Origin of the sequence: Chryseobacterium sp. KACC 21268 (assembly GCA_028736075.1) — a bacterium.
Lineage (GTDB): Bacteria > Bacteroidota > Bacteroidia > Flavobacteriales > Weeksellaceae > Epilithonimonas.
In genome coordinates this window covers 2,751,208-2,764,276 of sequence record CP117875.1, presented here as the reverse complement: position 1 = coordinate 2,764,276, position 13,069 = coordinate 2,751,208, and the positions used below count along the sequence as shown (strand labels likewise).

Annotated in this window: 13 protein-coding genes; 6 read left to right on the top strand and 7 right to left on the bottom strand. The window is 36.5% G+C overall.

The window, feature by feature from the left end:
• Nucleotides 1–246: 246 nt before the first annotated feature.
• Nucleotides 247–1,872, bottom strand: coding sequence for an L-glutamate gamma-semialdehyde dehydrogenase (gene pruA, locus PQ459_12900; GenBank protein ID WDF45794.1), 1,626 nt, complete (start codon nucleotides 1,870–1,872; stop codon nucleotides 247–249).
• A gap of 226 nt (nucleotides 1,873–2,098) precedes the next feature.
• Nucleotides 2,099–2,734, bottom strand: a complete 636-nt coding sequence (locus PQ459_12895) for a hemolysin III family protein (protein WDF45793.1) — start codon at nucleotides 2,732–2,734, stop codon at nucleotides 2,099–2,101.
• 196 nt (nucleotides 2,735–2,930) lie between these two features.
• Between PQ459_12895 and hisS the strand changes: the two genes are divergently transcribed.
• Complete coding sequence (hisS, locus tag PQ459_12890; protein WDF45792.1) at nucleotides 2,931–4,280, top strand: histidine--tRNA ligase; 1,350 nt, start codon at nucleotides 2,931–2,933, stop codon at nucleotides 4,278–4,280.
• Between the two features lie 9 nt (nucleotides 4,281–4,289).
• On the opposite strand, the gene PQ459_12885 is transcribed toward hisS, so the two are convergent.
• Complete coding sequence (locus PQ459_12885) at nucleotides 4,290–6,062, bottom strand: AraC family transcriptional regulator (GenBank protein WDF45791.1); 1,773 nt, start codon at nucleotides 6,060–6,062, stop codon at nucleotides 4,290–4,292.
• A 294-nt stretch (nucleotides 6,063–6,356) separates the two neighbouring features.
• On the opposite strand from PQ459_12885, the gene PQ459_12880 reads away from it, so the two are divergent.
• From PQ459_12880 to PQ459_12860, 5 genes are all read left to right on the top strand, one after another.
• Complete coding sequence (locus tag PQ459_12880; GenBank protein ID WDF45790.1) at nucleotides 6,357–6,578, top strand: hypothetical protein; 222 nt, start codon at nucleotides 6,357–6,359, stop codon at nucleotides 6,576–6,578.
• A 189-nt stretch (nucleotides 6,579–6,767) separates the two neighbouring features.
• Complete coding sequence (locus PQ459_12875) at nucleotides 6,768–7,583, top strand: hypothetical protein (GenBank protein WDF45789.1); 816 nt, start codon at nucleotides 6,768–6,770, stop codon at nucleotides 7,581–7,583.
• 146 nt (nucleotides 7,584–7,729) lie between these two features.
• On the top strand, nucleotides 7,730–8,554 hold the full coding sequence (locus tag PQ459_12870; protein ID WDF45788.1) for a S1-like domain-containing RNA-binding protein: 825 nt from the start codon (nucleotides 7,730–7,732) through the stop codon (nucleotides 8,552–8,554).
• A gap of 102 nt (nucleotides 8,555–8,656) precedes the next feature.
• On the top strand, nucleotides 8,657–9,559 hold the full coding sequence (locus PQ459_12865) for a TIGR01777 family oxidoreductase (protein WDF45787.1): 903 nt from the start codon (nucleotides 8,657–8,659) through the stop codon (nucleotides 9,557–9,559).
• 51 nt (nucleotides 9,560–9,610) lie between these two features.
• Nucleotides 9,611–10,153, top strand: a complete 543-nt coding sequence (locus tag PQ459_12860) for a DUF1003 domain-containing protein (GenBank protein ID WDF45786.1) — start codon at nucleotides 9,611–9,613, stop codon at nucleotides 10,151–10,153.
• A 34-nt stretch (nucleotides 10,154–10,187) separates the two neighbouring features.
• Here the strand turns inward: PQ459_12860 and PQ459_12855 are convergent, their stop codons facing one another.
• From PQ459_12855 to PQ459_12840, 4 genes are read right to left on the bottom strand one after another with little or no spacing between them, the layout of a single operon-like run.
• Nucleotides 10,188–11,300 carry an FAD-dependent monooxygenase gene (locus tag PQ459_12855; protein WDF45785.1) on the bottom strand — a complete coding sequence of 371 codons (1,113 nt, stop codon included), beginning with the start codon at nucleotides 11,298–11,300 and terminating at the stop codon, nucleotides 10,188–10,190.
• Nucleotides 11,301–11,304: 4 nt separating this feature from the next.
• Nucleotides 11,305–11,628, bottom strand: a complete 324-nt coding sequence (locus tag PQ459_12850; protein ID WDF45784.1) for a hypothetical protein — start codon at nucleotides 11,626–11,628, stop codon at nucleotides 11,305–11,307.
• Nucleotides 11,606–12,133 carry a hypothetical protein gene (locus tag PQ459_12845; protein WDF45783.1) on the bottom strand — a complete coding sequence of 176 codons (528 nt, stop codon included), beginning with the start codon at nucleotides 12,131–12,133 and terminating at the stop codon, nucleotides 11,606–11,608. Before PQ459_12845 ends, PQ459_12850 begins: the two co-directional genes overlap by 23 nt.
• A gap of 15 nt (nucleotides 12,134–12,148) precedes the next feature.
• Nucleotides 12,149–13,015, bottom strand: a complete 867-nt coding sequence (locus PQ459_12840) for an RNA polymerase sigma factor RpoD/SigA (protein WDF45782.1) — start codon at nucleotides 13,013–13,015, stop codon at nucleotides 12,149–12,151.
• Nucleotides 13,016–13,069 lie beyond the last annotated feature (54 nt).

Sequence of the window (13,069 nt, the reverse complement as noted above, 5' to 3'; positions counted from 1 at the left end):
TAGAATATTGTCGGAAGTCGGATGTCCGAAGACCGAAGTTGGGTATATGTGGAAACCTATAGCCCCGATAGTAGCGGTTACCCCACAGCAAGCCTAGGGAAAAGCCTTGGCGCGAGGAGTAGTAGCGGATAGCGGGAAACAGCTCCTAATTTTTTATAAAAGAGAAAAGTCAGATGCCGGCAGTTTTCAACACGAAGTTTTTTTCGGATTGAAATCTTCCGTCATCTGACCTCTGACTTCAGGCTTTTAGCCTAAATATGGATATTTGTAATCTTTTGGAGAGACAAAAGTTTCCTTGATGCTTCTTACAGAAACCCAACGCGTCAAGTTCATCTTAGAACCTGCTTTGTCATTGGTTCCAGATGCTCTAGACCCGCCGAAAGGTTGCTGTCCAACCACTGCACCCGTAGGTTTGTCGTTGATGTAGAAGTTTCCGGAAGCGTTTTCCAAAGCTTTGTAAGCCTCGTCGATCGCATATCTGTCTTGTGCGAAAATAGAACCTGTCAAAGAATATTGCGTCGAAGTGTCAACCAATTTCAAAGTGTCTGCCCAGTTTTCATCTTCATAAACAAAGACAGTCAGGATTGGTCCGAAGATCTCCTCCACAATACTTTCGTAGTAAGGATTGATGGTTTCGATAACTGTTGGATGCACGAACCAGCCTTTTTTGTCATCGTATTTTCCACCAATTACAACTGTTGCGTCGTTTGCTGCTTCAGCTCTGTCGATATAGCCTTTGCATTTTTCGAAAGAATTTTTGTCGATCACGGCATTCACAAAGTTTGATGGATCTTCTGGAGAACCGATTTTGATGGATTTGATTTGAGATTCCATCACTGCTTTTACTTCATTCCAAAGGGATTTTGGAACATAGGCTCTGGATGCTGCGGAACATTTTTGACCTTGATATTCGAAAGCACCTCTTACTAAACCAGTTGCAACGGCCTCGATATTCGCAGATGGGTGAACCATCACGAAGTCTTTTCCGCCAGTTTCTCCAACGATTCTCGGGTAAGATCTGTAGTTGTGGATATTGTTGCCGATCATCTTCCACATTCCTTGGAAAACCTTTGTAGAACCTGTGAAATGAAGACCTGCAAATTCTGGATGAGCCAAAACTTTCTCAGCCGTTTCTTTTCCGTCTGTGAAGATCATATTGATAACACCGTCTGGAAGTCCAGCTTCCTTCAAAACGTCCATAATGACTTTTGCAGAATAGATCTGTTTGTCAGATGGTTTCCAAACCACCACATTTCCCATCATCGCCATACAAGCTGGCAAGTTTCCTGCAATCGCTGTAAAGTTGAAAGGCGTCACCGCAAAACAGAAACCTTCCAAAGGTCTGTACTCCACGCGATTCCAAATTCCAGCGTCAGAAACTGGTTGCTCAGAATAAAGATCCGTCATAAACTCAACATTGAAACGCAAGAAATCTATGAATTCGCAAGCGGCGTCAATCTCTGCTTGATGAACGTTTTTGGACTGTCCGATCATCGTCGCTGCGTTGATCACATCTCTGTAAGGTCCGGCCAAAAGGTCAGCGGCTTTCAAGAAGATGGCGGCTCTGTGTTCCCAACCTAAGGCATTCCACTTGCTTTTAGCAGCTAACGCCGTTTCTATCGCGCTGTCAACGTGTGAGATATCGCCTTCATAGTAGAATCCGAAATCGTGGTGATGATCCTGAGGCGAGCTCAGTTTTATTTTTTTGTCTGTTTTGATATCTTTTCCACCGATTACCATTGGGATTTCGGTTTTTTCTTTCCACATTTTTTTATAAGTAGAAATAAGGCTTTTTACCTCGTCGGAACCTGGTACATAAGAATTTACGGGTTCGTTTTGTGCAAAAGGCACTTGAGAAATGGCTTTAGACATAAATTTTAATTTTTGATTTTTACAAATTTACAATAAGGATTTCAGAACCGCAATTGATTCAGTTTCTTTTATTGATGGAGATTTTGAATTGTATTTAAGTTGTTGTAAATTACTGTTTTGTGGATTTAACAATTGAATTGGTATTGTTAAAGTTTCAAAAAAATATAATTTATTATCGATAATTTAATGCGTTAATTTTTACAGATTTTACATTAATGCAAATCAATCAGGGAAGAATAAAAAAGAAAATGGCGCAAAAGTGGAGAATGCTTCCACCCAAAACGAATAGGTGCCAAATCGGATGGTAAAACGGTTTTCTGTCTTTAGCATAAAAATAAATCCCGAATGTGTAACACAATCCGCCAAGAATGATCAATGTTAATGCGCCGGTGGAGAGATTCTCAATCATCGGTTTGATCGCGATAATCGAAGCCCAACCCATTAAAGCATAAAGCGAAAGCGATATCTTCTCATTGTTTCTCAGCGGTGAGAATTTGAAAATAAATCCGATCAGAGCCATTCCCCAGATCAAACCAAACATACTCCAGCCCCAAGCGCCTTTCAATCCCAATAATGCCACCGGCGTGTAAGTTCCGGCAATCAGAACATAGATGCTGAGATGATCTATTTTTTGGCAAATCTTTTTCCATTTCAATCTGTAAACGGCGTGGTAAATCGTTGATGCAGAATAAAGTAGGATTAAACTGATTCCGAAAATTAAAGAAGAAGCAATTGCGATCGTATTCTCGCTGATGACTGAATAATAAATCATCAAAATCAAAGCGACAACAGACAAAACCACACCTAAACCGTGGGTGATGACATTGTAGAATTCTTCTTGTTTTCTGTTTTTCTTCGACATTTTTTGATTTTTAACAAAGTTAATTATTAAAGTTTTCACGACTTTGAATGTTGTATGTTTTAACAAAATTTTAATTGTTGATGTTTTTGAATAAGTAACGATATGAAAGATGAAATTTTTAAAATTCTTATTCCGCTTATAATTCTTATTTTTGCAGCGATTTATCATTAATCAATCATCATTTATCTATTATATAATGAAGCCAAGCTTAGCAAAAGGAACTAGAGATTTTACCGCAAAAGAAGTTTCCAGAAGAAAATACATCATCAATATTCTTCAAAATAATTTTGAACTATTTGGGTTCCAGCCTTTGGAAACGCCTAGTTTCGAAAACCTTTCCACTTTGACGGGAAAATACGGCGAAGAAGGGGATAGACTTATTTTCAAAATTTTGAATTCCGGTGACTACGCTTCAAAAACAAATGATGAAGATTGGGGAAATAAGAATTCTCAAAAATTAATCTCTCAGATTTCTGAAAAAGCTCTTCGTTATGACCTTACAGTTCCTTTTGCAAGATTTGTTGCAATGAATCAGGGACAATTGGCTTTTCCTTACAAACGTTATCAGATCCAGCCGGTTTGGCGTGCAGATCGTCCTCAGAAAGGGAGATTCCGAGAGTTTTATCAATGTGATGCAGACGTGGTCGGAAGTACGAGTCTTTGGCAGGAAGTAGAGTTACTACAATTATATTTCAAATCTTTTAACAATTTGAATTTATCCGTTTCAGTTCATATTAATAATAGAAAAATTCTTTCGGGAATTGCAGAGTATGCAGGAATTGCCGATCAACTAATTGATTTCACTGTTGCGCTAGATAAACTTGATAAAATCGGGAAAGATGGCGTGACGAAAGAAATGCTGGAAAAAGGAATCTCTGAAGAAGCCATTTCCAAACTGGATTTTCTATTCAATCAAACCAATAATGCACTGGAAAATTTATCAAATCTAAAAGAAAGATTCCAAGGCAACGAAACTGGCTCGAAAGGCGTAGAAGAATTGGAATTCGTGATCAAAAATGCTTTAGAACTTGGAATTAATTCCCAAGATTTGGTTTTCGATATCACACTTGCAAGAGGTTTGGATTATTACACAGGTGCCATTTTCGAAGTAAAAGCGAAGGATGTTGCAATGGGATCCATCGGTGGTGGAGGACGTTACGATAATCTGACAGAGGTTTTTGGTGTGAAGGATGTTCCCGGGATTGGGATCTCTTTTGGATTGGACAGAATCTATCTCGTGATGGAGGAATTGGGAATTTTCCCTGAAGATTCTGATGTGAAAGTCAAATACCTTTTCGCAAATTACGGTGAAGCAGAATCAATCGAAGCGATGAAGCTAATTTCAAAATTAAGAGCGAAGAATATTTCCGCAGAACTGTATCCGGACCCTTCCAAACTTAAAAAACAATTCACTTACGCAGAGAAAAAAGGTATCGAGAATTTAGTTTTTCTGGGCGAGCAGGAAATAAAAGAGGGGAATGTTACCATTAAAAATCTTACTTCCGGAGAGCAGCAAACTGTAAATGTAGCTGCATTCTTAGAATAAACTTACCGTTTAATTTTCGGAAAACAATCCACGAATGTTGCTGATGGAAGAAGAGGAGTAGTTAAGACTGTCCAACTCCTTTTTTCGCTTTCTGATGAAATCTGTTGGTCTGATGCCATTGATCTCAAAAAACAGATCCGAAAAATTCTGCCTGGATGCGATTCCACATTCTTTCGCAAGACTGTCGATTGTATAATTAAGATAGATATTCTTTTCGAAAAGCAAACGTGTGATGTATCGGATTCTCAGATCACCAAGGTATCTGTTGAAGTTCATTCCCTTTTGCTCATTGATAACGTGAGAGAGATAGTTGGAATTGGTTTCAAATTGGACAGATAATTTCTGAATGGTAAGTCCTTTCTGGGTGAACTGTTTCTTATCCTCAAATTTTCTCAGCTTTTGCAGCAAATCCTGTTTTACAGCTTCTGTGATATGTGTCTTTTTATCCTCACTGTTTTCCTGCATTGCAACTGGCGTGTAGGCGTTAGAATTGTCACTGCTTACATAATTTTTGGTACTCAGTTTTTCCTGAAGAGCAAGATATTTGTCCAGTGTACTCTTATCATTTTTATGTCTTTTTACTAAAACATAAGTAAGGATTCCTGCAGTGGTCACCAGGCTAAGTATCAAAAATACGCCCCAAGTGTTCGCAGTTTCCAGTCTTCCTTTTTCTTCAATCAGCGTGTTGGTATCATATTCCCGGTGAACTTTCAGAGAAAGATATGCAAAATCTCTAGAGATGATGCTGTCTGCTTTGAGGAGTTGCGTGGTGTAATAAAGCTGTTTCTCTGAGTCCTTTTGTTTTTTATAATGATTGATAAGAATTTCATAATTTTCCCTTAATTCAGGTAGGATGAATTCTTGTTTATTAAAAATAGAGTCTATTTTTTTGAAATTGGAAATGGCCAATTCTTCTTTGTTAAGCGCTAAATAACTTTTGCCTTTGTAGAAGTAATCAATTGAACTCCAGGCGAAATCATCTTTCATTAGGCTTAGAGATTGATCCAGATTATCTATCGCGGCCTTGTACTTATTATTGTTGTACTCCGATATGCCTTTTGATTTCAGGAAATAACTTCTCTCCTGTACAAAGTCTTTATTATTAAATGTTTTAAGTAATCCAATGTCAGTCAATGAATCTGCCTTTTTTGCATCTTTCAGATGTCTGTAGCAGACAATCATCTGATGAATACTGTTGAGATAACCTTTTTGATTATTGTAGATTCTGTTCTCATTGTCAGCAGTTGGAATGTTGGCTTCTTTTTCAAAAAACCGGATACAGTTTTTAAATAATTCCAATGCTTCCTCGCTGTAGCCAAGATAATTTTTTACTACACCTAAGTGATAAGATATTTTGCTTTTTAAATATAGATCACTGGAGTTTTTGGAGTACTTGTAGGCCATTAGATACTCATCTAGCGCAGGTTTGAACTTTTTGAGCTTGGTGTAATAGACACTTCCACGTAGAACGTAAGATGATGAGATCATATCATCATTCTTGGTCTTATACGCAGCGTCTATACAGCTATCTGCATATTGCAGTTTGCCACTTACGGATTTTGTGTAGAAGACGGCATCTTTATAAGCCTGGAACAATTGATCCTGTTTGTTCTCACTTTTTGCCTTTTTGATGTATGGTTTCAAATATAAAAATGCACGACTGTCGCCTTCATCAAAAGCTTCATATTTTGTCCGCAAAAAGTCATAGGATTTCGGATCCTTGTCTTTCGAAAAAGCAAAACCAGAAATTAAGAATAATATGACAATGAAATAATCTTTCATGAGAAATTTTTAAAACCTTATCATTTGTATCTGCAAAAATACGCAAAAGCTAAATATATCTGACAACTATTTAACAGAAAAAGATTATGATTGCAAAATTTCTAATAATTTAATCAATACATTGATTTTCAATTTTTTACATCTGTCTTAATTTACGAATTAGGACGTCATAATTTCCCAATAATGACCACAAAAGTTTTCGTGGGTCAAAATTACAATCTAATTTCGTCACAGAATAAAAACAGAATTAAACTTTTGTTCAATCAATTTTAGAAATTAAAAAATTATATCATAATGAAAAAAATCTTTTCAATCTTAGCAATCGCAGTAGTATCTCTTAATTTTGTTTCTTGTAGACAAGATGATGATGTAACCTCACAAGCCGAATCTACAATCCAAGTTCAAAACAAAGTAGAATCTAGAGTATCAAACAATCCTGTAAGCGCAGATTCTGCAACTGTGAAAGTGGCTGCAAGAGAAGAGACAGATCCACCAAAAGACAGAACAGGTTGGTAGGAAATATAAGTATTTAACATTCATCCTATTTCATTATAAACAACCTCAATTCATAACTAATGGATTGAGGTTATATAAAAACTAAGCTATACCATTTGATTATAATTAATTTTTATAGTTAAATGCAATTCTATGAAAAAGAAATACTTATTTCTATAGACCATTATTGCAACCATTAAAACTAAGACTATGAAAATTATTTGCATCACTTTTTTTGCATTGATATTCATTAATACCAAGGCTCAAGTAGGAATCAATACCTCCAAACCATTGTCAACTTTCGAAGTTCATAAGTCGGCTTTGTCACACGTTGCAGAGGGAATTATTCCGCCAAGAATCACAGCAGACTCGCTCAAGTTGAAAGACAATCTGTACGGGAAAGCACAGCATGGCGCATTTGTGCAGATTACAAATCCTGTAAGCAGCACGAGTCCGAAGACAGAAAACATCACCAGCCCAGGCTACTATATTTATGACGCAGACTATACACGTCCGGATTTGTCAAAAGGTGTTTGGAAGAAGATGTTTAGTGATCCTAGTGCTTTCGCAGCAAGAGGAAGATCGGGCGTATCATTGCTTTCATTAGGAGTCAATGTGCTGGATTCAGAATTTAGTACAATACGTCTCAGCACAATGGTGACGGAGATTGGATCAGAGTTTATTGCTGGTGACCAGTATATCGTTTCGGATACCGGGCTCTATGCGATCAATTATTCATTAAGATTCGGGCAAGGGTTGACTGCACAGTTATTGTCCAATAATACGCCTGCCGCAGTGATTGGCAAGACTAATACTGATAATGTTTCAACCGTTTTGGATTATCAGCTTTTTGGAGGACTTAATTTGTTAGCACTGGCCAACGTGTCAGTATCACAGGCTGCTATCAATCATATTTATAATCTTAAGAAAGGCGATAAACTTAATTTTGGAGTAGTCAGTGGAGGAATTAGTCTAAGTTTATTAGGGAACGTTTCTGCAGATATTGCAGTTTATAAAATCAGGTAATTATTATGTCTAAAATTAGAAATTTAATAGTAGTAAAATTAGCGACCATCATTTTAGTGATGTTGAAAATATGTTTTGGTGACGAAATTTTCCGTAAAAAATTAGATTAAGAAAAGTTTCTCTATTTTTGCGTCAAATTCAACTCTATGAAACCTGGTCAAACCCAAACTCTCACAATCGCAGAACAAATTTCTTCTGGTTATATCCTAAAAGATGAACTTGGCGAAAAAGCATTCATCCAAAAAGTTTTTGCAGATGAATCCTGGGAAATTGGGAGCGAAGTAGAAGTTTTCGTTTATCAGGACGATGGTAACTTAAAGGCAACTACCGAAAAAGCAAATGCCGAAGTAGGAGAGTTTGCTGTTATGACTTGCGTACAAAGTTTACCAACAGGTGCTTTTATGGATTGGGGAATCATCAAAGATCTTTTCATCCCATACAAACAACAGAAATCTAAAATCATAGAAGGGAAACGCTACATCGTCTATGTTTACGAAGACGAAGCAACAGGTTTAACAACAGGAACTACCAAGTTCAAACGTAATCCTCAGTATGAAGATTTGCCACTGAGAGTTGGCGATAAGGTCGATTTGATTATGATGAATGAATCCGAATTGGGTTGGAATGTCGTTATTAACAAACAATTTATCGGATTGGTTTACGAATCCGATGTTTTCAAAAAATTATATCCACTTTCCGAAGAATCCGGTTACATCAAAACCATTCGTGAGGATGGGAAGATAGATGTCACTCTTCAGCCACAAGGTTTCGAAAATGTGGATGAGTTCAAACAGGCTATTCTTGATAAGCTGAATGACAATTACGGATTGCTTTATCTTTCTGATAAATCCTCGCCAGACGAAATCAAAGATGAACTTCAAATGAGCAAAAAGAACTTTAAAAAAGCCATTGGAAGTCTGTACAAAGATAAAATCATCGAGATTGCTGACGATAGAATAAAACTTCTTTAAATCTTTTTTCATATTCCAGATGTTTATTGTCAGTTCTCAAAAACTAAAGGTGGGATTGACTTTACTTGGACTCGTTTTTGATTCCAAATAGGAAATTCCTTCATGAAAAAGATTCTCATCAGTGGCGCAACAGGACTTGTAGGCAAAAAACTTGCAAGAAAATTATTCGAAAGAGGTTATCAAGTAGAGATTCTCGTCCGTTCCAAACCTCACAATTCTGACTTCAGATCCTATGAATGGAATTATGAAAAGAAATTCCTGGAAGAAGGTGCGCTAGATAACACGTACATTTTCATTCATCTTGCTGGCGCGTCAATCAGCAAACGTTGGACAAGGGCTTATAAAGAGGAAGTTTACAAAAGTCGTGTCGATTCTGCTCAGTTCATATTTGATGAGATGCAAAAACGAAAGATTTACCCAGAAGCGGTAATTTCCTCATCAGCCGTCGGAATCTATGGACAAACAACGTCGCAACAGATTTTCACCGAAAATGACCAACCTGCCAATGACTTTCTGGGAAATGTCTGCAAAGATTGGGAAGAGAAAGCTTTCCAGTTTCAAGAACTTGGAAGTAGAGTAGTATGTGTCAGAACATCTACTGTTTTATCAGAAAAAGGAGGCGCATTGGGAGTCTTGAAAAAACCAATCGAACTGAATGTCGGAGCTGCATTAGGAACTGGCGACCAATATTTCCCGTGGATCCATATCGATGATCTGGTCAATATTTATGTCAAAGCGGTAGAAGATGTTTCGATGAATGGAGCTTACAACGCATCTGCACCAGATTTTATCAATAATAGGGAACTTACCAAAAAGATTGCTTCCCATCTTGATAAGAAACTTTGGTTACCCAATATTCCAAAATTCATCATCAAAACAGTTTTAGGCGAAATGTCCGTCTTGGCTTTAGAAGGCAGTAGAATTTCATCAAACAAGATTGAAAATGCTGGTTTTAAATTCCAGTACAACAATCTCGATGCGGCGCTGAGCGATGTCATTAATTAATGTCTTGTTGCAAATCGCTTTTTTAATCCTTACTTTTATCAAAATTTATCAATGAAAATCACAGAAGAAACTCAGGAAAAACTGACCATTTTAGAGAAGATTGCCAATGGGATCATTTGGTGGGTAGGTTCTATTCAGTCATTGGTTTTCCATACGATTTTCTTCATCGTCTGTTTTGCATTACCGATTTTCAATATTGTAGAATTTGAACATATGTTGTTGGTTCTCACCACGGTTGTGTCGTTGGAAGCGATTTATTTGGCGATTTTCATTCAGATGTCAGTCAATAAAAGTACAGAACATATCGAGGATTTGAAGGAAGATGTTAATGAGATCCAGGAAGATATTGATGAAATCCAGGAAGACATCGAGGAAATCCAGGAAGATGTAGAAGAAATCCAAGAAGATATTGATGAGATCCAGGAAGATGTGGAAGAAATCAACGAGGACGATGACGAGGACGACCACAGCGAACGCGCCAGAACGGTAATGCTGAAGAGCAAAGTTTCCAACAACAAAAACGACATCAAAAACCTGAAAGACAAGATCAAAGAGTTGGAAGGTTTGATTGAAAGTCTGAAAAAAGAAGATTAGTTGTCAGTCTGAGGCTCTCGAAGACCAATAAAAACTACAATTCCAATTTCAAAATCTTCTCCATCTGCTTCTGATTTACACTTTCCGGCATATTTCTAAAAACAAAATTCCGAAGTCCTGTAAAGTTTTCCCATTGCGCCACTTTCCCAAGCGTCCAACTGGTTTTTACAATGTGATTCACTTTTGATCTTCTAATTTTTTCAAATTGATTAAAGATCTTGTTCCAGTCTTTTTCAGTTTCCAAGAGTTTTCCGATGATGTACGCATCCTCGACTGCTTGGCAACCACCTTGTCCCATATTAGGTGTTGTGGCGTGTGCTGCGTCTCCAATCAAACAAAGATTTTCCGCAGACCATTTTTCCATTGGTTTTAGGTCGAAGATGTCATTAAGAATAATATTTTCTTTCGAAGTTTTAGAGATCATTTCCAAAACATCAGAATGAAATTCTTTAAAGGTTTCCAATAGATCAATATTCTCAGAATAGAATTTCTCGTTCACCAAAGCATACCAATACAAAGTATTTTCCTTGATTTTCACAAAGCCGAAACGTTTTCCTTTTCCCCACATTTCGTAGGCATCGTGACTATATTTTTCTGGAATTTCGGTCTTCAGAATTCCGCGCCAGCATTTTTGTTTCGCTTCTCGGATTTGTCCAAATTTAAGAATTTGATTTCGGACCAACGATTTCACGCCATCGGCTCCAAAGACAATTTCACTTTCGATTTCTGTTTTGTCTTCAAAAGTCAAATGATAATTTTCTTTCTTCTCAATGGTCGAAAGACGTTTATTAAGAATGATATGTTCTGAAATATTTTCACTTAAAACTTTTTGAAGTTCAGCTCTATGAATCGCGATATTGCAAACCTTGTATTTGCTTTCAAGCTTCAGAACGTCGGTTTTTGAAATGGTTTTCAGCTTTTCATCAGTAATAATTAAAGCGTGCATTTTCGTTCCTGCATTTTCGATTTTCTCTTTCAAACCGAGTTTGTCAAAGATCTTCATTGCATTTCCTGCCATTGCGATTCCAGCTCCGACGGGTTTTATTTCCGGTGCACTTTCGTAGATTTTGAAATCGATGTTGTGTTGCTTCAGAACATTTCCCAAAGTCAAACCGCCAATTCCGCCACCGATGATTGAGATGCTCATTTTTTCACTTTTTTAAGTACCAAACAACATACTCTTCAAATAAAGATTCAAGTTCAATTTCCTTTCTTAGAAGCGAATTCTTAGGAAGAATATCTTTTAATTTAACATTAATATCTAAATTTATAAATGGTTTTGTAGAGTTATTTATTGGTTGACCTAAATCATTATTAAAATCTAATTTATATTTTTTATCTCCATTTTCAATAATTGCAAAATTCCAAGCATCAATCCAAATCATATCCAAATTTAATTTAGGTATTAGATATTTAATATATTGATCAAAATCTTTCAATTGTTTTAATTGTCTAATTTTTTCGATCAAACTCATCTGATCTTTTTGTCTTTTCGTCTCCAATTAGATAAAATAAATCTTTTTTATTAGTAATTCTAATAATTTCTTTTTTTGATATTGATAGTTTTATGTTTTGTTTTATAAAATCATAATTAAAATTATTACGTTGCTTGTTTAATTCTGAAATTAGATTTTCTATTTTACTTTTTCTGATTTTTATTGATTTTAATTCTAGAGTATCAGTTTTTGAAGAATCGTTTTTTTTAGTCAATTCATTATAAATCCAAGATCTTTTTAATTGAATAAAATCCATTCTAAAATTCTGTTTTTCTGGATAAACACTTACAGTTTCTTCTTTTTCGTACTCCCCACTTTCTCCAAATTGATAACCTCCAATTTTATAATGGACGATTAAATTTTGAGAGAAAACTAAATAAGAGATAGTTAAGAAAATTAAAATCAGAAAATTATGTTTCATTGTTATTAGATCAAAATCAAAAATACAAAAAAGCAAGACCAAAAAGTCTTGCTTCAATTTCATTCCGAAAAATGAATTTTATTTTCCAAGGTAAGATTTCAAAATCTTACTTCTTGTGTTGTGTTTCAATCTTTTGATTGCTTTTTCTTTGATCTGGCGAACTCTTTCTCTCGTAAGGTCAAAAGTTTCACCAATTTCTTCAAGCGTCATTGGGTGTTTTCCGTTCAATCCGAAATACAATCTTACCAAGTCAGCCTCTCTCGGCGTCAAAGTTTGAAGTGCTCTTTCGATTTCGATCTGTAGAGATTCCAACATCAGATCCTTATCTGGACTAGGCGATTCTCCCGAACGCAAAACGTCATAAAGGTTAGAATCTTCACCTTCCACAAGTGGCGCATCCATCGATAGGTGACGACCACTGTTTTTCATAGATTCCTTGATGTCTTCCTCGCTCATATCAAGAACTTCTGCCAACTCTTCCGGAGAAGGTGGTCTTTCGTTCTCTTGCTCCAGGTGAGCATAAGCTTTGTTGATCTTGTTGATAGAACCAATCTTATTCAATGGCAATCTCACAATTCTCGACTGCTCGGCCAAAGCCTGCAAAATCGACTGACGAATCCACCAAACAGCGTAGGAGATAAATTTGAAACCTCTCGTCTCATCATATCTTTTCGCCGCTTTCATTAGACCAAGATTTCCTTCGTTGATCAGATCGGGAAGAGAAAGTCCCTGATTCTGATACTGCTTGGAAACGGAAACCACGAAACGTAAGTTAGCTTTGATCAATTTCTCCAACGCAGCTCTGTCGCCAGCGCGGATTCTTTGTGCTAAATCTACCTCTTCATCGGCCGTGATCAATTCCACTTTTCCGATTTCTTGCAGATACTTGTCTAGTGATGCGGTTTCCCTGTTGGTAACCTGTTTTGTAATTTTTAATTGTCTCATATAAAAACCTCATTCTTTAGGTTGCATTATATTATACGATCAGAAACCGAAAAA